The sequence below is a fragment of the Lutimonas saemankumensis genome (assembly GCF_020171465.1).
Classification (GTDB): Bacteria; Bacteroidota; Bacteroidia; order Flavobacteriales; family Flavobacteriaceae; genus Lutimonas; species Lutimonas saemankumensis.
On record NZ_JAIUZR010000005.1, the window covers coordinates 350820 to 373244 of the forward strand.

Annotated in this window: 16 protein-coding genes; 9 read left to right on the top strand and 7 right to left on the bottom strand. The window is 39.6% G+C overall.

The window, feature by feature from the left end:
* Positions 1-12: 12 nt before the first annotated feature.
* The 4 genes from mgtE to LCM02_RS13585 form a co-directional block, all read right to left on the bottom strand.
* The gene (gene mgtE / locus LCM02_RS13570) at positions 13-1362 is read right to left on the bottom strand and encodes a magnesium transporter (protein ID WP_224931180.1); all 1350 of its coding nucleotides are present in this window, start codon (positions 1360-1362) and stop codon (positions 13-15) included.
* Positions 1343-2128 (bottom strand): 16S rRNA (adenine(1518)-N(6)/adenine(1519)-N(6))-dimethyltransferase RsmA, encoded by a 786-nt coding sequence (rsmA, locus tag LCM02_RS13575; RefSeq protein ID WP_224931183.1) that lies wholly within the window; start codon positions 2126-2128, stop codon positions 1343-1345. The genes mgtE and rsmA overlap by 20 nt, the downstream gene beginning before the upstream one ends.
* Before the next feature lie 13 nt (positions 2129-2141).
* Positions 2142-2459, bottom strand: coding sequence for a DUF4286 family protein (locus tag LCM02_RS13580; protein ID WP_224931185.1), 318 nt, complete (start codon positions 2457-2459; stop codon positions 2142-2144).
* Positions 2460-2543: 84 nt separating this feature from the next.
* Positions 2544-4361 carry a tetratricopeptide repeat protein gene (locus tag LCM02_RS13585; protein WP_224931188.1) on the bottom strand — a complete coding sequence of 606 codons (1818 nt, stop codon included), beginning with the start codon at positions 4359-4361 and terminating at the stop codon, positions 2544-2546.
* 197 nt (positions 4362-4558) lie between these two features.
* Here LCM02_RS13585 and LCM02_RS15940 point away from each other — a divergent pair, with 197 nt between their 5' ends.
* Positions 4559-4693 carry a hypothetical protein gene (locus tag LCM02_RS15940; protein ID WP_262902528.1) on the top strand — a complete coding sequence of 45 codons (135 nt, stop codon included), beginning with the start codon at positions 4559-4561 and terminating at the stop codon, positions 4691-4693.
* A gap of 31 nt (positions 4694-4724) precedes the next feature.
* Here LCM02_RS15940 and serS read toward each other — a convergent pair whose 3' ends face one another.
* The 3 genes from serS to LCM02_RS13600 are packed head-to-tail and all read right to left on the bottom strand — an operon-like array spanning position 4725 to position 7544.
* Positions 4725-5999: a serine--tRNA ligase gene (serS, locus tag LCM02_RS13590; RefSeq protein WP_224931190.1), complete on the bottom strand. Its 1275-nt coding sequence runs from the start codon at positions 5997-5999 to the stop codon at positions 4725-4727.
* A 46-nt stretch (positions 6000-6045) separates the two neighbouring features.
* Entirely contained in the window at positions 6046-6987 is a 942-nt protein-coding gene (locus tag LCM02_RS13595; protein WP_224931192.1) for a bifunctional riboflavin kinase/FAD synthetase, read from the bottom strand.
* 11 nt (positions 6988-6998) lie between these two features.
* The gene (locus LCM02_RS13600; protein WP_224931195.1) at positions 6999-7544 is read right to left on the bottom strand and encodes a hypothetical protein; all 546 of its coding nucleotides are present in this window, start codon (positions 7542-7544) and stop codon (positions 6999-7001) included.
* Between the two features lie 65 nt (positions 7545-7609).
* Between LCM02_RS13600 and LCM02_RS13605 the strand changes: the two genes are divergently transcribed.
* From LCM02_RS13605 to LCM02_RS13640, 8 genes are all read left to right on the top strand, one after another.
* Positions 7610-10330 (top strand): reprolysin-like metallopeptidase, encoded by a 2721-nt coding sequence (locus tag LCM02_RS13605; RefSeq protein ID WP_224931197.1) that lies wholly within the window; start codon positions 7610-7612, stop codon positions 10328-10330.
* 62 nt (positions 10331-10392) lie between these two features.
* Positions 10393-13131 carry a reprolysin-like metallopeptidase gene (locus LCM02_RS13610; protein WP_224931200.1) on the top strand — a complete coding sequence of 913 codons (2739 nt, stop codon included), beginning with the start codon at positions 10393-10395 and terminating at the stop codon, positions 13129-13131.
* Between the two features lie 116 nt (positions 13132-13247).
* Complete coding sequence (locus LCM02_RS13615; protein WP_224931202.1) at positions 13248-16064, top strand: TonB-dependent receptor; 2817 nt, start codon at positions 13248-13250, stop codon at positions 16062-16064.
* A gap of 18 nt (positions 16065-16082) precedes the next feature.
* Complete coding sequence (locus tag LCM02_RS13620) at positions 16083-17669, top strand: SGNH/GDSL hydrolase family protein (RefSeq protein ID WP_224931204.1); 1587 nt, start codon at positions 16083-16085, stop codon at positions 17667-17669.
* Positions 17670-17735: 66 nt separating this feature from the next.
* Positions 17736-18956 carry a cytochrome-c peroxidase gene (locus tag LCM02_RS13625; protein WP_224931206.1) on the top strand — a complete coding sequence of 407 codons (1221 nt, stop codon included), beginning with the start codon at positions 17736-17738 and terminating at the stop codon, positions 18954-18956.
* 10 nt (positions 18957-18966) lie between these two features.
* Positions 18967-20454 carry a parallel beta-helix domain-containing protein gene (locus tag LCM02_RS13630; protein ID WP_224931207.1) on the top strand — a complete coding sequence of 496 codons (1488 nt, stop codon included), beginning with the start codon at positions 18967-18969 and terminating at the stop codon, positions 20452-20454.
* A 121-nt stretch (positions 20455-20575) separates the two neighbouring features.
* Positions 20576-22084 carry a F0F1 ATP synthase subunit beta gene (gene atpD, locus LCM02_RS13635; protein WP_224931209.1) on the top strand — a complete coding sequence of 503 codons (1509 nt, stop codon included), beginning with the start codon at positions 20576-20578 and terminating at the stop codon, positions 22082-22084.
* A gap of 11 nt (positions 22085-22095) precedes the next feature.
* A complete protein-coding gene (locus tag LCM02_RS13640) occupies positions 22096-22374 on the top strand; it encodes a F0F1 ATP synthase subunit epsilon (RefSeq protein ID WP_224931211.1) in 279 nt (92 codons plus the stop codon).
* Positions 22375-22425: the final 51 nt, after the last annotated feature.

Consider the following 22425-nt stretch of genomic DNA (forward strand, 5'->3'; position numbering starts at 1 on the left):
GAATAGAAAAGGTTAAAATCCCAGTATCAGTTTAGCGATGTAAAAAAAGATAAAAATTCCGAAAATATCATTACTGGTTGTAATGAAAGGCCCTGTTGCAACCGCAGGGTCAATTCCGTTTTTGTCAAGAATCAAGGGCACAAAGGTCCCAATTAAAGAAGCGAGTATTATGACCATGATAAGCGAGATCGAAATCGTAACGCTGATGCTGGTACTGTAATTCAGAAAAAAACCAAAGATGAAAATGAGGGCCGCCAATAACACACCGTTAATTATACTCAGGCCAATCTCTTTAAACATCCTGCTGAGCATACTTCCTTTGATATTGTCATTGGCCAGACCTTGTACAATAATGGCAGAGGACTGAACACCTACATTACCAGCCATGGCAGCTATCAGTGGTGTGAAATAGAACAGCTCAGGGAAATTGGTTAAGGCTTCCTCAAAACCACCCATGATGGAAGCAGCGGCCAATCCGCCCACAAGACCCAGAATAAGCCAGGGAAGCCTCGCTTTGGTCTTATCCAGAATACTGTCATCGGCATCAATGTCTTCTGTAATACCGGCCGCCATCTGATAGTCTTTTTCCGCCTCCTCTTTGATCAGATCAACGATATCGTCTATAGTAATTCGGCCAATAAGGGTGTTTTGATCATCCACTACCGGAATGGCCTCCAAGTCATATTTTTGCATGAGTCTGGCCACATCTTCACCTTTATCATTGACATGCACGGAATCTACCTTTGGAATATAAATATCGGATACTCGGTCCTTTGGCGATGCCACAAGAAGATCCTTCAGGGAAAGCCTTCCTATAAGGCGATTCTCCTTGTCCACAACATAGATCGAATGAACACGAGTAACTTCCTGTGCCTGGGAACGCATTTTTCTGACACAGGTAGGCACCATCCATGTTTCCTTTACTTTAACAAGTTCTTTCGCCATCAAACTACCCGCCGTTCCTTCTTCATAATTTAGGAGTTCGACAATATCCTTTACAAAGGCATCATCTTCAATTTCTGAAATAACTTTTTCAACTCGTTCCTCAGGCAGTTCCTGAATAATGTCAGCGGCATCATCCGTATCCAGCTCATCGATCTCATCTGCAATTTCCTCTGCTGACAGATTTTTTAATATTTTTTCACGATCATCTTCATGGATCTCAAGTAAAGCCTCTGCCGTGAGTTCACTATCGAGTAATTTAAAAAGGTAAGTTGCATTGTCTAAATCGAGTTCATCGATAATTTCAGCAATATCGGCCGGATGTTCTTCGGAAAGTAATTTTAATAAGGACTTCTCATCATTAGCTGAAATGAGCCGTTTAATTTCCTCTAAAAATTCTTTAGTCACTTCGGCTGCCATCTTCAGCTAGACTTTTTGTTAATTCCACAAATTGCTGAACACTCAATTGTTCAGGCCTTAACGCAAATATAGTATCTTCCTTTAAGTTATCCGAAATTTGAAATGATTTTAAGCTGTTTCGAAGTGTTTTTCTTCTTTGATTAAAGGCTGTTTTTACTACTTTAAAGAAGAATGATGTATCTACAGGAAGTGAATAATCTGCTTTTCTTTTCAGTCTCAGAACCCCAGAATCAACTTTTGGAGGAGGATTAAACACTGAGGGCGGAACCGTAAATAAATACTCAGCTTCATAGAACGCCTGAGTTAGAACAGAAAGTATACCGTAGATCTTATTTCCGGGCCCTGCGGTAATTCGTTGCGCAACTTCCTTCTGAAACATACCGGTAAATTCAGGTATCTGATCTCTTAGTTCAATAGCCTTAAAAACAATCTGAGAAGAAATGTTATAGGGGAAATTACCAGTGATTGCCAAAGGTTCATCCTTAAAGTATTTTTTGAGATCCATCTTTAAAAAATCTCCTTCAATGATCCTGTCGGTCAAGTGCAAATAGTGTGATTTTAAATAATCTATAGATTCATTATCGATTTCAATTACCCAGATATTCTTATTCTTTTTTAAAAGATATTTGGTCAGGACCCCCATTCCAGGACCAATTTCAAGAATATGATCATAACCTTCAAGGGTAAGCGTATCTGCAATTCTGGAAGCAATGGATTCATCATTTAAAAAATGCTGACCCAGATGTTTTTTGGCTCTTACGCTCATGTTTAATTTAGATTTAGTGCGTAAACTCCCGTACAATTTTCAGTTCGGTTCGAAAGGCACCAAACTTATCCGGAAATTTTTTATTCAGCTCATGTCGAAGCCGCGGAGCATCTTGCTCGTAATATTTCATTAACAATTCACTTGATTTACACGTGTATTGAACCGAATATGTTATACCTCCCAAATCTTCATTAACAAGTACCTGGCTCAGTAAGGCTTTGATGAATTTCCCCGTGGCCAGAACTTCCGGGATATGAATGTCACTCATCCATTGTATCCATTCATCATGAATGCTTTCGTCCACATTGATTGTAACATTGTAAATATACATGGTTAATTTTGTTTAAAGTTATAACTAATAATTTAACTCAAATCATGAGTGCTTAAAGTCAAAAATAGACAACAGTCAGGGTTTTCATATATCATCACCTCGAATTTGCCTGAATGCCGCCCTCGCATCAACCAGATAAATACTGGAAGGAAATTCAAAAATGATGCGCTCAAACATTTCTTTGGCTTTTTCCTTATTGTTCAACTCATCCCTGTATAAGACTCCAAGTTTATAGAGACAGTCATCTATTAAAAGGCTTTCAGGGTGAAAGTCCAAAATGGAGATTAGATTTTTTTCCGCTGCCGGGAATTCTTTCAGGGCTTCAAAACAAATGGCCTGGTAATAAAGTGCATCGTCTTCAATCTGTCTGCCTTTATATTCGCTAAGGACTATATTCAGGGTGTCCACGGCCTGTCTGAATTTATGCTGAAAGCCAAGAAGTTCTGCCTTCGCATAAAGCCTGACGCCTTCGTTGATACTATCTTTTTCAATATTGTTTCCAATTTTTAGGCTGAGTTCAAGTGCGTCGTTAGCAATGAGTTGTGAAGTGGACGATTTTAGTACCTTAAGTTGATTCTGGGCCCATTCAAAATCTCCTTTGAAATAGGAGGTTCGAGCAACTTTAAATCTGGCTTCCTGAGCAAGTTCACTGTTTTTTAAATCATATTGAATCTGGGTATACAAAATCAAAGCCTGGTTGAATTTATCATTAAAAACCAGAATGTCAGCAATTTTCATTTGAACGACTCCTGTGTTAAAAGGAGATTGAAGAGAAGCAGCAACACCCTCAAGATGGCTAATAGCCTTTTCTGCCTTATTGATATCAAACGCCAAAAAATCGGCATACGATAAATGTAGCTCAAGCGTTTCTGAATAAATACTGTATTTTTCGAGTAGCTCCTCAAATTTTTCCTCGATAATGACTTTTTCCTTCAAGGTATTTATGTTCAAATTTTCAATCTTCAGAAGGTAAAGCTCAGCAAGCATCACCGGTTGTACATCGGTTAAATTATCTTCACTGTTTTCAACCAGAAAAGAAAATGCATCTCTTGCTGTATCATAGTCCCTGGACTCAAAAGAAAGATACCCAATTTCAGCAACACGGCTCAAATTTCCGGGCTTTCGCCTGAACAAAGACTTTTCCTGAACCAGGGCTTTTTTGTAATCTTCCTGTTGCATGAACAACCAGCTTAACAGGATATTCCAGGCATCTTTAGGATCTGATTGAGCCCTTTTTAACAGGAGGTTCCTGAAGAGGATATTGTTAGGATCTGTTTTGTCGTTGCTTATGAAATTAGCGCTGTAGCGCTGAACTGTGGAAAAATAGTTTTCGTTTTTATCAATAAGATCAAGGAACAGGTTGAACATTTTTTCCAAATCCCCCTTTTCTCCATAAATTCTGGCTTCGCTAATTTCAGTATTGAGTTTTGGATTCAGTTCTTTGGCCACTGAATATGTTTCAAGTGCTTTATCCAATAAGTGATTTTGACTAAAGGATCTCCCGATCATAAATGCATAGCTCGGGTTCATCCTCACGAAACCAACGGCTTTTTCATAGTATTCAGCTGCGAGATCTTCTTCTTCCATCAATTGATGATTATACCCCAACTCCACATAAAGATATACCTGTTCCGGAAAGCGGATTAATTGATTCCGGATCAGCGTCTGTGCCTCTGAGTAGTCTTCAATCTGCTGATAACAGGTCAATAAGTTCTTAAAATAATCCTGCCTTATTGGATTTGCTTCGAGAAGAGGTTTGTACAATAAAATCGCTTTTTCGTATTCTCCTTTTCGGTAATAAGAATTGGCAAGCTCAGCACTCTGTGCAATGGATTGAAGCGTTACAAAAAACAGCGCAATAAAGAAAAGTCCTTTTATTTTTAGAGAATATTTACTCCTCATTAATCTAATCCGTTTAAGCTAATTATTTAATTCGCAATTTAAAGCAATATTATTGATGTTGTGCTAAAAACTTAATGGTTTTTATTTGATATTCTAAACAATGTTAAAATTTTAATAAAATAATTTCTAAAATGTAACGTTATTTAAAAATAACAGTCTTAATAGTATAAGTCAACAATAACAAAAATCTTAAAGTTATGAACGAAGTAAAAACATTCTACGAAAGAGCCAGACAAAGTGCAAAGAACCATATGAAAAATGGTCAGATCAACGATTACTTGAATGATTTGTTAATTATGAATCATTACAAGAAAATGATGGATGCATCTTAGTAGGTCAATGCAGAAAATAGATTTTAATCGACTAATCAATCACGTCAAAACCTGTATATTTTCTCAAGACTTCAGGGATTACAATACCATTTTCGGTTTGACAATTCTCTAAAAGTCCGGCCAGAACTCGAGGTAAAGCAAGTGAGCTTCCATTAAGAGTGTGCGCCAACTGACTTTTCCCATCTTTATTTTTAAAACGCAGTTTTAATCGATTCGCCTGAAAAGTTTCGAAATTAGACACCGAGCTGATTTCAAGCCATCTGTTCTGAGCGGTTGAAAAAACTTCAAAATCATATGTTAGCGCTGATGTGAATCCCAAATCCCCTCCACAGAGGCGCAAAATTCGATAAGGAAGTTTTAATTCCTTGAGAATACCTTTTACATGTTCAACCATTTTATCCAGAGCCTGATATGAATTATCAGGGTGCTCTATTCTTACGATCTCCACTTTATCAAACTGATGCAGACGATTTAACCCTCTTACATGTGCACCATAAGATCCGGCTTCTCTTCTAAAACATGGGGTGTAAGCCGTGTTGAGTATAGGAAATTCACTCTCTTTTAATAAAACATCTCTGTAAAGATTGGTAACAGGAACCTCGGCAGTCGGGATCAAATAGAGGTTGTCAATACCAACATGATACATCTGTCCTTCCTTATCAGGAAGCTGTCCGGTCCCTAAACCGGAGGCTTCATTGATTAGAAGCGGTGGTTGTACCTCCGTATAGCCGGCTTCTGAGTTCTTATCTAGAAAATAAGTAATCAACGCACGCTGTAATTTTGCACCCTTTCCTTTATAAACCGGAAAACCTGCTCCTGTTATTTTATTTCCAAGTTCAAAATCTATGATGTCATGTTTCTTACACAATTCCCAGTGAGGCATGGATCCGGTATGCAATTCCGGAATGTCTCCTTCCTCATGAACCACTTCATTATCCTCTTCTGAATTTCCCTTGGGAACAAGATTGTTTGGAACATTCGGGATCTGATAGAGCAGTTCATTTAACTCCGTTTCAAGTTTAGCCAACTGTTCTGAAAGTGATTTGGATTTATCTTTTAACTGGCTGGTTTTCTCTTTGGCAAGATTTGCTTTTTGAACCTCTCCAGACTGAAATAATTTCCCAATTTCCTTTGAAATTTTATTGCTTTCAGCAAGTACGGCATCCAGATCCGCTTGAGTTGAACGGCGCTTCTGGTCGGCATCAATCACTGTATCAACAATTGACTCAGCATCCTTAATATTACGAATTCCCAGTCCTTTGATGACCAGATCTCTGTTTTCGCGAATGTAGGGTAATGATAACATATTCTAATTTTTGACGTGCAAAGATAAATAATACCTCTTGATTAAATTAGTGTTGATCCAATTTACTCAACCAATTTCTGGCCAATAATTCGTCCTTGCCTATCTGTTCTTTCAAATCATCAATATTTTCAAACTTTTTTTCATCCCGTAACCGGGTCAATACTTCGAGCTGCATGCCCATACCATAAAGATCTCCATTAAAATCAAGAAGATGGACCTCAATGGTTTGTCCTTTTCCTCCAACTGTGGGTCTGAAACCTATATTCATGATGCCAAAACAGGATTCGTTCCTGAATTTGGCATGAACTACATAGACGCCTTTTTTAGGTATCAGCTTAAAATCTTCACTAATATTCAGGTTAACTGTCGGAAATTCTATCTTTCTTCCGATGCCCTGGCCCTTAACGATCTCTCCAGTCAATAAGTAATTATATCCCAGATACTTATTTGCCGTATCCATGTCTCCATTTTCAATGGCCTTTCTTATTTTGGTTGAGCTTACCGAAACATGTTCTATCTCCTGGGCTGATATTTTTTCGACACCAAAGTCATACAATTCACCATATTCGATCAGCTGCTCAAAGTTGCCCTCTCTGTTTTTGCCAAACTGATGATCATAACCAATTACTAACTTCTTCAGATGTAACTTCAATACAAGTATATTCCGAACAAAATCAAGTGCCGACTGCCTGGAAAACTCCTTGGTGAACGGTTCCACGATGAGATCATCCAGGCCAAATTTTTCCAGTAACTGAATCTTTTCATCAAGCGTTGTGAGCATTTTAATATCGTTTCTATGATCCAAGACACGTCTTGGATGCGGATAAAAAGTGAGTATTACGGATCTTTGCTGTGAATTGCTCTTTATTTCGTTTAATCTTTGGATGATCTTTTGATGCCCTATGTGAACCCCGTCAAACGTACCAATTGTTAAAACAGAGGATTCTTTTTTTGGGTCATAATTTTCAATCGATTGATGAACTCTCACTGTCTTTTAAATTAGTATTTTATATTTTCCTCAATATGAGTTACGATTTGTGGCACTTTTTTAACCTTAAAAGTGGTTCTAAGCTGCAGGTTTTTTTCTCTATGAAACAGAAACAGACTTCCTTCGTGAACCGGGAAATATCCCATAGAACCTTTGCAGAAGCAAATTCTCCCAAAAATCATTTTTACTTTTTGCAGTTCTTTGTCTTTCAAAATGAGCTGCTCGTTTTCGGGGTTAAATTCGAGATAGACATACTCTGAGTAACCGCTATCCATTAAATCCGGTTCCGGTTTTCTTTCATAATGATACTTGATAACAAAGTTTTCACCAGGTTCGATGGCCGGGTATAATTTACCCGTATCATCATATTTAAATTCCAGGCTTGAATTTTTAATTATTTCGAACTTGCAATCTCCGTCATCCGGGCAATTGATTTCGGGAGCCGCTGTAATTTTCCCGCCATTTTCTCCTGTATTTTTTGCAGTGGAACATGACATCAAAAGGGCCAGGAACAGACTATGAAAAAATAGTCTTGGTATACATCTTTTTGTTTTCACCCCTCGCATTAACAGCTTACTTGAAAAAAGTTCATAATTTTGTTTGTGTTCGAAAAAACCTAAAAATGAGAAAAATCTACTTTGGAGCAAAGCTATTTTGCCTTATGTTTCCGATTACTTTTCTTCATGCCCAACATATACAATCATGGTCTGTGATTGATGAGGCAAAAATAGGTATTTCAAAGATTCAAAGAAAGGTTCTTCCTAAAAATTATAAATCATTTGAACTTGATTTCGAAAGACTTAAAAACGATTTGAAGATTCTTGAAAATAAGGAAACAGAATTTAAGCCGGCCGGTGTTATAAGCTCCTTTCCGAACGAAAAAGGACAGATGGAAGACTATAGAGTTTTTTTATACCGGGTGATGCCAGAAAAATTGGCGGCTAAATTTTCCGGTAATCGATCATTTAAAGGCGTATCGCTTGAAGATCCATCAAAAATGATTTATTTCAGTATGAATGAAATTGGATTTTCGGGAGTAATAATGGATGGCAAAGGGGAAAATACGATAATAGAGCCAATGACAAGCGGCCGTAAATACTACAAAGTGTATTCTGAGTCATCACTGCAGGGAGAAATGGAGGTCCGCTGCTACACTGAAAGTTCAGAAGTTTTAATTGACAATGAAAAATTAAATGCCGGAAAGAATGACCAAAATTTCGTAAAGGTCTATAGACTTGCATTATCAGCAAACGGGGAATATTCAGTATATCACATAAGGAAACAAGACGCAATTCAGTCAAGCAGTGAGCAAAAAAAGGCCATTGTTATGGCGGCGTTAACAACGGCTGTTACAAGGGTAAATGCGCTTCTTGAAAGAGACCTGGCAATTCGTTTTGAACTGGTAGAAAATAATGACAGGCTTATTTTCCTGAGGCCTCAGGACGACCCCTACGATAATGATTTTATCAATCCGGGTGTTATGTTGGATCAGAACCAGTCCACCTGTGATCAGATTATTGGGAGAGCTAATTATGACCTGGGGCATGTTTTTTCAACCACCGGAGGGGTTGCAAAAATAGGCGTTATCTGCTCAGATGGTCTGAAGGCTCAAGGCGTAAGTGGTTCTCTGGAACCGGACGGAGATATATTTTATTACGATGTGGTAAGTCACGAATTTGGCCACCAGTTAGGAGCGAATCACACGTTTAACGGAGATGAGGATTCCTGTGGGTTAGAAGGACAAAGAATAGATTTTACGGCTGTTGAACCAGGAAGCGGATCCACAATTATGTCTTACGCCGGATATTGCGGATCCCAGAACATACAAAGCCACAGTAGTACTTACTTTCACGGCGTCAGTCTGGATGAGATCAATGCATACATCGGTACTGAAGGAAGTGCTGATTGTGCAAGGAGTGAACCATTTCTCAGGAATTTAAATCAGCCTCAGGTAAATGCCGGTAGAGATTATTTGATTCCTTTTGGAACCCCTTTTAAATTAGAAGCGGAGGCCTTTGATATTGACGGGGACCAGCTGAGTTATTGTTGGGAACAGACAGATGCAGGAATTAGTTCGGTTCCTCCTAATTCAAATTCAAAATCAGGTGCTTCTTACCGATCCTTTTCTCCAAACGAGTCATCTGTCCGATATTTTCCAGAACTGGAATCGATTGGTAAAGGTTTGGTCTCCACGAAATGGGAAGCAACACCGGATAGTGAACGCAACCTTAATTTTAAAGTTACGGTAAGGGACAATAATGAAGAAGGTGGAAGATTAAATTCAGATGATTTGATACTTACTACCACATTAAGTGCAGGTCCCTTCAAAGTGATTTCTCAGGATGAGGAAACAGATTTTTGGGTGGCCGGAACCCAGGAAATTATTAAATGGGATGTAGCCGGTACCAATAGTAATGGAATAAATGTATCCCGCGTTAATATTTTATTATCGATTGACGGTGGCAGAAACTTCAATATTGAGTTAGCCACCAATGTTTTGAATAACGGGATTCATTTTGTGACGGTTCCCCAGGTTCAGTCTCCCAATTGCAGGATTATGGTTGAAGCTGTCGGAAATGTATTCTTTTCAGTAAATCAATACAGGTTTTCAATTGGCGAATACAATACGGTATGTACAAGGTATGAAGCTGAGGATACCCCCATAGAAATAGAATATGGCAGTTCAAATGTTGTTCGTTCAATCGTGAATGTTGAAGAGGATTTTTTGATCGATGATCTTTCGGTGGAAGTAAAGATTCAGCACACATTTATCAATGATCTTGAACTGAGTCTTGTCAGCCCGGAAGGAAAGATTGTTGATCTGTTAAAGAATCCTTGTAATTTTAATGATGAGGACATCGATGCAGTATTCAGTGACAGCGGAGAGGAAATTTCCTGTTTTTCTTATTCCCCGGCTATTAAAGGTGTTGTCAAAGGATTAGGAGCATTGTCAAAATTGTCTTATCAAAGTTCAAAGGGTAAATGGACCTTGAAAGTTGCGGATCTGGCCGAAGGTGATTTCGGGCAATTGGAATCCTGGAGTTTAAATTTATGTACTTCCCAGTCATTATTGGGTATCGCTGAGAATAACCTCGAAGGTTTTCAGGTTTATCCAAACCCATCAAAGGGTGAGCTCAATGTTTTTTTCTCATCTGATCAGTCAGGAACTGTTTATCTTGACTTATTTGACACTCTTGGCCGAAGACTGTTAGAAAATGTTTACCCTGATTCCAGTGAGAATTTTGAAGAAGTAATCAACCTGAACTTTATAGAAAAGGGAATTTATATTCTGCGGATCAGAAAAGGTGACCGAAAATCATTGAGAAAAATAAGGATTAATTAATCATCTCATTCTAAACAAAAAATTCATAGATTTGTTATCCTCCGAACAACAAAATTGAAAATATGATCAAAAACTACTTGAGATTTTTAATTCTTCTTGTATTTTTTTGCACGAATCCAGGTTTTGCTCAGCAGCAGAATTTTTGGTCTCAGGTAAGTGAATCACGGATCAATATAGAAGACATTCAACATAAGGTTAAACTCAGAAAATCTGAAACCTTTTCTCTTCAGTTGGATCAATTCAAAAAAGAACTTTCAAAGGTCAATTCAATTTCCAAGGTAGGAAGGTCAGCCGGTTCAAGAGTTTTATTTCCTGACGCTGATGGTAAAATGTTAAGTTTTATGGTCCTGGAATCTTCGGTAATGGCTCCTGAACTGGCCAGAAAGTATCCCAACAATAAATCTTATGTAGGTTATTCAGAAAAGGATAAATCAAAAAGGATCAGGTTCAGTCTGAATGAGATTGGACTCCATGCCGTGATTATGGAGTCAGGAGGCAAAACGAGATATATTGAACCACTGACCAAAGACAAAAAGAAGTATAGAATATATGATCGAGCTGATCTGGAATCTGATCGAAAATTTGAATGTCTTGCTGAAGAAGTCTTACAGGAATTTGAAAAAGGCCAGTCTGCTAAAATAACCGATGATGGAATTTTGCGCACCTATGATCTTGCCCTGGCCGCCACAGGAGAATACTCTCAGTTTCATATCAATGATCAGAATGCCCAGAATGAGTCTGACGCTCAGAAAAAAGCCATCGTTCTTGCGGCTATGACCACAGCGATTACCAGGGTAAATGCCATTTTTGAAAATGATCTTGCTATACATTTACAGTTGGTTTCAAAGAATGAAGACATCATATATCTGGATCCCGAAACAGACCCGTACACGAATGATGATGGCAGAGAGATGCTGTCAGAAAATCAGGTAACCTGTGATAATGTCATTGGAATTCCTAATTATGATATAGGGCATGTTTTTAGTACGGGAGGAGGAGGAATAGCCACAAGATCCAGTGTTTGTGCAAGTGGATTCAAAGCAAGAGGAGTTACGGGTTCACCTTTTCCAATCGGAGATGAGTTTTATTTTGATTTTGTAGCTCATGAAATGGGACATCAGTTTGGTGCAAACCACACTTTTAATGGGGACGAAAGTGGTTGCTCTGGCGGGAACAGGAATGAACCAACAGCTGTGGAACCCGGAAGTGGTTCTACCCTTATGGCTTACGCCGGTTTATGTTCTTCACAAAATGTTCAGGGAAAAAGTGATCTCTATTTTCATATCATCAGTATAGAAGAGATCAGAGACTATATAATTAACGGAGCAGGGGGTAACTGTGCAGCCGAATCAAATTTGATCTTTAATCAGAACGTCCCTACTGTTGATGCAGGAGAAAGTTTTACCATTCCTAAAGGGACTCCATTCAAACTGACAGGCGAAGGAGAAGACCTTGATGGAGATCCCCTTTCCTATTGTTGGGAACAGGTAGATGCAGGTGTGACCATTGTGCCTCCGAGTTTTTTAGCAAAAAGTGGAGCATCGTACAGATCTTTTGAGCCGACGGAGAGTAATACCCGCTATTTTCCCAAGTTAAGCACTTTGGTAACTGGGGAGATTTCTTCAAAATGGGAAGTGACGCCAGGAGTTGGAAGAGATTTAAATTTTAAATTAACCCTTAGAGATAATAATACCGAAGCAGGGCAAGTGGTCTCGGATGAAATGAAAATTACTGTAAGTAATGAGGCAGGGCCTTTTGTTACTACCTCCCAAAATACGGAAGAAATTGTCTGGACCGTTGGAGAGGAAGAGACAATAACATGGGATGTGGCAGGAACTACAGCGAACAATATAAATGTAACCCAGGTTAATATTCTTCTTTCAACAGATGGAGGAAGAACCTTTCCAACAATACTTGCCAATGCTGTTGCCAATGATGGAAGCCATGACATAATAGTTCCTGACCTTAAAGCCTCTCAATGTTTTGTGATTGTCGAGGCGGTGGGTAATGTTTTTTTCTCAATGAATACCAAAAGCTTTTCAATTGGTAATTTTAATCAGGTATGCACCACCTATGAATCTGTTGATACACCCCGTGGAATTCCCGATAATAATCCTGAGGGAATTAATTCAGTAATAAACATTGAACAAGATGTTCTCGTAGAAGATGTAAAAGTTAGTTTTATAGATCGTTCCGGAGGAGCTGATGCCCCGGGAATTGTTCATACCTGGTTAAGTGATTTAAGCATTTTCCTTACAAGTCCTTCAGGTACAACGATAGAATTGATCAGTGGAGCATGTGAGGCGCAAGAAGATATTCAGGCTGTTTTCTCGGATGACGGGGATCCTCTTAATTGCAATAATTTTATCCCGGCTATTTCGGGCAATGTTGAGCCTGTTGATAACTTTACATCTTTTAAAGGCGAAAGCTCTTTAGGAGACTGGATTCTGACTGTAGCAGATACGGCACCACAGGATTTAGGATTCCTGGAGGCCTGGAGTCTGGAAATATGCAGTTCAGAAGAGGTATTGGCCGTGAATAATTATGTATTCGATAATTTTAAGGTATTTCCAAACCCTTCCGACGGTAATTTTAATATAAAATTTCGTTCGGAGGAGACCAGTGATGTTGAAGTCCAGATTTTTGATGTACTGGGAAGGAAAATTTTAAACAGAAGCTTTATTAATCCAAATACCGAATTTAATGAAAACCTGAATGTTCAGGATATTTCAGGGGGGCTTTATATTCTTAATGTCAAAAGAGGGAATAAAAGTTCATCCCAAAAAATCTGGATAGAATAGATTCTGAATTTAAACACCTCTTTTTTCTTGTTTTATTTCTTTTTTGTTAAAAATTTAGGGATAGTCAAAAAAAATTGTATTTTTCCGCCACTTTAACTTACGCAAATTATTTATCTATGAACAAATTTTTAACGTTGCTCGCTATATTATGCGGGACAGTGGTGTTCGGGCAAACGTCTATTTCAGGACTGGTTTCCGACTCGAACACAGGTGATCCATTACCAGGAGTAAATGTTAGGGTGGTGGGAAAAGCTATTGGAAACTCTACCGATTTTGATGGAAATTTTACTCTGAATACGAATGAAGAACTACCTTTCAGTATCGAGTTTACCTTTGTCGGGTACCAAACCCAGACAGTTGAAATAACAGGTGATACAGAAGACTTACAAATAGCACTGGTTGAAAATGCGACTTCTCTTGATGAGGTTGTTGTATCGGCTTCAAGGACACCGGAAAGTGTTAGAGAATCACCGGTAACCATTGAAAGAATTGGAATCAGGGATTTGAAAAGTGCCAGTTCACCCAGTTTTTATGAAGGACTAGAAAATTTGAAAGGTGTTGATATGAATCGTGGAAGTTTAACTTTCAATTCAATCAATACTAGAGGTTTTGCCACATTTTCAAATGAAAGGTTCGTGCAGTTGGTTGATGGAATGGATTCTTCATCACCAGCCTTGAATTTTCCACTGGGTAATCTGGTTGGAGTAAATGAGCTGGATCTTCAAAGTGTCGAAATTATTCCAGGTGCTGCATCTGCTCTTTATGGTGCAAATGCTTTCAATGGAATTCTTTTTATGAATACGAGAAATCCATTTGAGAATACGGGAATAAGTACCTATGCAAAAACCGGTCTGACGGTTCAAAAGGCAGCCGGTGATAATGTTTTTTATGATCTGGGAGCCCGATATGCGCATGCATTCAGTGAAAAATTTGCCCTTAAGGTGTCCATTTCTTATTTAAAAGGTACGGACTGGTATGCCAACGACGACAACATGTATTCCAATGCCAATACCAATGTTGGTGAACCGGACGAAGTATTAGCTTATCGATCAGGCCCTGCCCATGATGGTTTAAATATTTATGGAGATGAGGTGTCGCTCGCGGCGAATGGATTGAATTTTAGAGAATTTGCCCAACTTGCTGAGGCATCCGGGCAGTTACCTGCTGGTTTGAGTGGCTTGATCCCTGAGGTTAACGTTGCCAGAACAGGATATTACGAGCAAGCCTTTACTGATTATAATGCAGAAAGTTTTAAATGGGATGCTGCCTTCCATTACAGGCCCAATGGAGATGATCTCGAGATCATCTTTAATACGAGAGGAGGGTATGGTTCTACATTTTATCAGGGAACTAACAGATATGCATTGAAGAACTTCATCTTGCAACAGCATAAACTGGAAATTCGCAACAAAGATTTTTTTGTCAGAGGTTATATGGTGACAGAAGACGCAGGAGATTCCTATGATATGCGTTTTACCGGAATTAATATTGCCAAATACAAGGCAACGGAGTGGTTCGGTGCCTATTTGGGAGGATACCTGGAGGCTGTTCTTGGAGGCGCAACGGATGATCAGGCACATAGCCTGGCAAGAGTTGTGGCCGATTCTGACGAAACCACTACGCCCAGACCAGGTTCTGAATTATTTAATCAATTATTTGATGAGATCACTTCAGACGGGAATCTAGAAACAGGTTCTAAATTTATCGATCAGACCAAAATGTATATTGGTGAGGGTAATTATAATTTCGCAAGGCTACTTGATGACAAGTGGGACCTTCAGGTTGGTGGATCTTACAGACAGTACTCATTGAATTCAGAAGGAACAATCTTTACAGATTATGACGGCCCTATAAATTATGATGAATATGGAATTTATGTTCAGGGTATTAAAAAATTAATGGATGACCGTTTGAAGTTACAGGCCTCTATTCGTTACGACAAGAATAAATTCTTTGACGGCAACTATTCTCCCAGAGCCTCGATCACTTATGCTGCAGGTGATGCCAGAGATCATAATTTCAGGGCATCTTTTCAAACTGGTTTCAGAAATCCTACCACACAGGATCTGTTTATCGGATTAGATGCGGGTAGAGCCATACTGGTTGGATCTTCGCCTGATAACCTTGACCGGGACCTTCCAAACACACCTTTAACAGGTAGAAAAGTTTATAGTGATTCTTATACGGCTGCATCAGTTAGTGAGTTTGCGGCAACCGGAGACCCTACAAAACTAAGGCCGGTGGATCAAGAGTTTGATATTGACGGGAATCTAATACCTACCAATTTAGTTCAGCCCGAAAAAATAAGATCCTTTGATGTCGGTTATCGTGGAATTTTTGGAAAGATTTATGTGGATGTATCCGGTTATTACAGTAAATATGAAAACTTTATTAGTAATTCAAACGTAGTTACACCTATTTCAGGAACAACACTTGATCAGTCAGGAGTATTTGATATAGTAACAGGAAACTTTGATGTTTTTCAAACCTATACAAACTCTAAAGCCGATATTTCTTCTTATGGAGGTACAATTGGCCTAAATGCAAAAATTTTGAAAAAGCTGGATGTTGGACTGAATTATACACTTGCCAAGTTTGATTTCGACCAGTCGTCTGACCCGGATTTTTCCGCGGGATTCAATACGCCGGAACACAAATGGAAATTTTCTATTGGAAGCGCAAAAATTGTCGACAATTTAGGTTTTAATTTCAATTTGAGATGGAGTGATGAATATTTGTGGCAGGCAACCATTGCCAATGCTGTTATTCCCGAAAGAACTGTTATTGATGCTCAGGTCAACTACTATGTTCCAAAGATCAATTCAATGTTCAAGATGGGTGGAGCCAACTTAGGAGGAAAGGAATATCAAAGTGCCGTAGGAGCTCCTTTTATTGGAACACAGTTCTTCGTTTCATGGGTATTCAATCAGTAAAAAATTAAAAAGAAAACAATGTTAAGAATAAAATATATATGGTTTGTAATAGGGGCAGTGATCTTGTCCTCTTGTGAACAAGGAAAATATGACAGAGAAATTGAGCCCCCGGTAGAGGTGGTTTCAGGAGATGCGGATTTTAGTAAAATGGTTAGTCTCGGAGCTTCTTTTGTTTCCGGTGTATCTGATGGAACCGTGTTTATTAACTCACAGGAAAACTCCTTTCCAAATATTATGGCGAAACAAATGGAACTCGCCGGCGGTGGAGAGTTTGTTCAGCCTTTAGTAGATGACAACATAGGAGGTCTTTTATTGAACGGAGATGTATATACTGGTCCAAGACTCTATTTTAATGGGGCTGCACCCGTACCTGTTGAAGGTACACCTTCAACTGAGATTACCAATGTAATTTCCGGTCCCTTTAATAATATGGGAGTTCCCGGGGCCAAAAGCTTTCATCTGGTAGCGCCTGGATATGGAAATGTGGCTGGTGTTGAACTGGGACTGGCTAACCCTTATTTTGCAAGAATGGCTTCAGGCCCGAATGTTACCGTCCTGGAAGATGCAGCATCTCAGTTTCCCTCGTTTTTTGTGATTTCGGAAATAGCCGGAAACGATGTATTGGGCTATGCAACTTCCGGAGGAACCGGGGTGGATCAGACGGGTAACTTTGATCCGAGTACCTATGGTCCTAATGATATCACGGACCCAAATGTTTTTGCACAGGTTCTCAATACGGTGGTGGAAACCATGACAGCCGGTGGAGCCAAAGGTGTAATTGGAAATATACCGGCAGTAACGAGCCTTCCTTATTTTACTACGGTACCGCATGACCCTTTGGATCCCAATACGATACCTGAATATGCAGAGCAAATTCCTTTGTTGAACGCTGCCTATGCTCAGCTGAACCAGGCTTTTGTAGCTATAGGATATCCGGATCGGCAGGTGTTCTTTTCTGAAGATGAACCAAGTCCGGTTGTGATCCATGATGAGTCCTTACAGAACATTTCTCCTTTGCTAAAAGGGGCATTATTATTTGGAGGTGTAACAGAACCTACTGCAACGATTTTATCAGCGCAGTACGCCCAGTCAAGACAGGCCAATGAAAATGACTTGCTCGTTTTAACATCCAGCGGGGCAATATCAAGTATAAATGAGGAGTATTTTACATTTTTGACAGGCCTTGGTGTACCTCCTGAGCTGGCAGGTCAGTTATCGGTGAACGGCCTTACTTTTCCACTTGAGGATAAATGGGTGCTTCTGCCATCAGAGCAAGAGGCAGTAATGAATGCAACCGACGCTTACAATCAGGCCATATCGGCAGTTGTAACTCAAAAAGGCTTAGGTTTTGTGGATGCAAATAGTCTTTTGGAGCAATTATCAAATGGAGGAGTTTCCAGTAATGGATTTATCCTTACCGGTGATTACGTTACAGGAGGCGCCTTTTCATTGGATGGAATACATTTGAATGCCCGTGGTTATGCCTTCCTTGCCAATGAATTCCTTAAAGCGATTGATGAAACCTATGGATCTAATTTTGAAGATGCCGGAGCTTTGGTCGACATAGGAAAGTATCCTGCTTTTTATGGCCCGATACTTCCATAAAAAATAGATACCCGTAACGGGAAAATTGAATGATAAATATCCGCCAACCGGCGGATATTTTCAAATATGAGAGAATTATTTTACATAAAAGGATATGCTGTTTTGTTTCTTTTGCTGACGCTGATGGGTTCATGCGAAAAAAAGGAAAAGGTTCTTTTCTTAGAAAATAATCAAGCAGTTGAAAGTACTCAAATAGAGCTCTGTGATATCTGTCCTCCTGGATTTGTTTTAAATGAAGATAACAGATGTATTGCCAAAAATTTGTATCAGCAGTACGAATCGCTACAGGATAAGGGGGTTGGCGGGCTGAAAACTTCATTACCACAAGTCAGAGATGGTTTTAGCCCACAGCAGATCGATCTGGGGAGGTATTTGTTTTTTGACCCTGTCCTTTCAGCAAATGGTCAGATTTCATGTGCCACATGTCACGACCCTAAGAAAGGGTTTGCGGACGGCAGAAGTCTATCGAAAGGAATAAACGATTCCATTACAGAAAGATCCTCACCCAGTTTATGGAATGTGGCTTATTTGAAAAAGTTTTTCTGGGATGCCCGAGCAGGTTCTTTGGAGGAACAAATGCAAGGCCCCTTATATTCTCCTAAGGAAATGGGTAACAATCCTCAGCAACTTCTTCAAACCATGAATGCTATTCCTGTTTACAGAAGTTTATTCTCTGAGGCATTCCCTGAAAGACCTGAAAAAGACAGTATTCAATTACACGAGATTTACACTGCCATAGCAGCTTTTGAAAGTTCTCTGATCTCGCTAAATTCAAAATACGACAGATATGCCCACGGGTTTTCAGGTGCACTGAATGAGAATGAAATTAAAGGGTTGAACATATTCCGCTCCTTTGTGGCGCGATGCGCGGAGTGCCATACACCACCTTTGTTTACCAATCAGCAGATCGCGGTGATAGGATCACCGGAGCCTGAAGGCCATGCGTTTGACATAGGAGCGGAAAAAACGTTTAATGACGCAACACGAAGAGGTGGTTTTAAAGTGCCGAGTTTAAGGAATATTGAAAAAACGGCACCTTATATGCATTCAGGAAAGTTTTCAACGCTTCGGGAAACGGTTGAATTTTATACCAAAGGAAGGGGACATGCGGTGCCTGAAGGTGAAAAATTGTATCTTCATTGGCATATATGGGAACCTGAACTCACAGAGGAAGAACTGGACAGACTTGTGGATTTTTTAAAGACTTTGACCGATGAATCTTTTTTGCCAAAAGCTCCTGTCATCGTTCCTTCAGAAATTAAAAATAACATACTCGAAAATTCATAATTAGCAGATCATGATAAAAAAAATACTAGTTGTCCTTGTCGTTTTAATGGCCGGAATTGGCATCGGAAAATTTATATGGAATAATGGGGGAGGAACCGTAATGCCTAGTCCGAATGCTTTGTATCACGCTTCTTCTTCTGACGGAGTGGCCCTGAGGGCAAAGTTGGAATTTACGGGAACCATTCACGAGGTCAGGGAAGGTGACCTGATCATGGATGCGGTACGAAAAGCTGCTCCGGGTGATTTAATCAGGGTGTACCCGGGAACCTATAAAGAAACCGTATATATTGATAAGGATGATATCAGTTTTCAGGGCATTATAAAGGAGGGTGAATGGCCTGTTCTTGATGGTAGTAAAGAACTCAATGATGCATTTTTGTATTCAGGCAACGGTATTCGCATAGAGAACTTTAAAATTATCAACTACAAAGGGAATGGCATTATGGGCCAGGCCGGGAACAATTTTGTACTGAGAAACAACTGGGTCATTGACGCCGGGGTTTACGGAATATTTCCTCAGTTTGGAAAAAACGGGCTCATTGAGCACAATATTCTGACCGGCATTGAAGATGCGGCCATTTATGTGGGTATGTGCGACAATATTGATGTGCTGAACAATGAGGTATTTGGCAATGTGGCCGGGATAGAGATCGAGAATTCAAGACATTGTCTGGTAGAGAATAATCTGGCCTATAACAATACAGGAGGGATTCTGGCCTTTATCACCCCGGGATTACCCATTAAGACCACTTTTGATGTGATTATACGCAATAACTTTGTAACAAAGAACAATCATGAAAATTTTGGTGCTCCGGGCTCCATTGTTTCCGGAATTCCTCCCGGGACAGGGATATTGGTTATGGCTGCGGATGACGTGATCATAGAGAATAATATTATCTCGGGAAATGACAATGCAGGAATCATTATCACTGATTTTGCCAATGGAGGGGCAGAGGCCTCAAATGACCCGGATTCTGAACCTAACCCTGACCGTATAACCATTCTGGATAATTTTATGATTGATAACGGGAATAATCCGGTGGGTGAGTTAAAAGCCTTAATGCTGACGCAACTATCTTCGACGGGCCCGGATATTCTGGCTATTGGAGGTGGTGAAGGAAGCAGTATCAGGGATATTGAACGATACCGTACCTGGGGACTTGGGGATTTTGCTGTACCCGAGATTACTTCAACTTCCGACAGAAAGACCTTTTTACTGGATAAGCCGGCGGAGCCAAGGCAAATAAGCAAGGAGGACCTCGGTGAAATGACCTATTATGGTATTTGCTCCGGATGTCACGCCTATGACATTCGACTAATTGGAGTGCCTACCAATGTGATTCAAATGATTTATAAGGACAATCCACAGGGAATGGTGGACTACATGAACAACCCTAAAAACCTTCGTGATGATTATCCTGAAATGCCTCCGCAGGATTACCTTTCGGATGAGGCCAAACTCGCTGTGGCTGAGTATATTCTGACTTTAAAAAAATAATCAAAAAAAGAGTTTAATTTTTGTATTAAAAACATATCTTTGCACCGCAAAAGAAAAATGCGATTAAATTGATTCTGAGTGAGATCAGAATGTTTTAAAGACTAACAAATATTATATAAGAATGGCAAAGATCACAGGTAAGGTTTCTCAAATTTTAGGAGCGGTAATTGATGTTGAATTCTCATCTGAAAATGAGCTTCCAAAGATTTATGACTCATTGGAAATCACCAGAGAAGACGGTTCTGTCTTGATTCTTGAGGTTGAACAGCATATTGGTGAAGACACAGTACGTTGTATCTCAATGGATTCAACCGATGGTTTGAGTAGAGGTATTGAAGCTGTTTCCACAGGAAACCCTATTAAAGTTCCGGTAGGAGAAGATATTTACGGTAGATTGTTTAACGTGAATGGTGACCCGATTGATGGTTTAAAATCACTTCCTAAAGACGGAAAAAACGGTTTACCAATACACAGATCTGCGCCAAACTTCGAAGATCTGTCCACTTCGACAGAGGTTTTATTTACAGGTATCAAAGTAATTGATTTGATCGAGCCTTATTCAAAAGGAGGTAAGATTGGTTTGTTTGGAGGAGCCGGTGTAGGTAAAACGGTACTGATCCAGGAATTGATCAATAACATTGCAAAAAGTCACGGTGGTTTATCGGTGTTTGCAGGTGTAGGTGAAAGAACACGTGAAGGAAATGACCTGTTAAGAGAAATGCTTGAATCAGGAATTATCAAGTATGGTGAAGAATTTGAGAAATCAATGGAAGAAGGAGGATGGGACCTTGACAAAGTAGATATGTCTGGTTTGAAGGAATCCAAACTAACTTTCGTTTTCGGTCAGATGAATGAGCCTCCTGGAGCACGTGCTCGTGTTGCCTTATCGGGATTGACAATTGCAGAGTATTTTAGAGATGGAGCAGGAGACGGACAAGGGAAAGACATCCTTTTCTTTATTGACAATATATTTAGATTTACACAGGCAGGTTCTGAGGTATCTGCGCTATTAGGTCGTATGCCTTCTGCGGTAGGGTATCAGCCAACACTGGCAACGGAGATGGGAGCTATGCAAGAGCGAATTACTTCAACAAAAAACGGATCGATCACTTCTGTTCAGGCGGTTTATGTACCTGCGGATGACTTGACTGACCCGGCGCCTGCAACAACGTTTGCTCACTTGGATGCAACGACGGTATTGTCACGTAAAATTGCCGAACTTGGAATTTATCCTGCGGTTGATCCCCTGGATTCAACGTCAAGGATTTTAAATAGAGAAGTACTTGGTGATGAGCACTATGATACGGCTCAAAGAGTAAAAGAAACACTTCAAAAGTATAAAGAACTTCAGGATATTATAGCCATTCTTGGTATGGAAGAATTGAGTGAGGAGGATAAACTTGTCGTGCACAGGGCACGTAGAGTTCAGAGATTCCTGTCTCAGCCTTTCCACGTGGCGGAACAGTTTACGGGAATCCCGGGATCTTTAGTGGATATTAAAGACACGATCAAAGGATTTAATATGATCATGGACGGTGAATTGGATAAATACCCTGAAGCTGCATTCAACCTGAGAGGTACGATCGAAGAAGCAATTGAGGCTGGTGAAAAAATGTTAGCAGAGGCTTAAAATCACAAACTATGTTTTTAGAAATAGTAACACCCGAAGCAAGTATCTTTCAAGGAGACGTTGATTCTGTCACTGTTCCTGGTGTTGTGGGAGAATTTCAAATCCTGAATAATCACGCTCCCATCGTATCTTTGCTTCAGGAAGGTAATGTTAGAATAAGTGGTAAACTAGAGATCGAAGAAGCTTATCAGGATAAATTTTCAAAAGGAGATAACGATTCCAGAGTATTGAAGATCAACAGTGGTACCATTGAAATGAATGACAATAAGATCATCATTCTTGTTGATTAATTGATATTCAAAAAAGAACAGAATCCTCGCATTTTTTGCGGGGATTTTTTT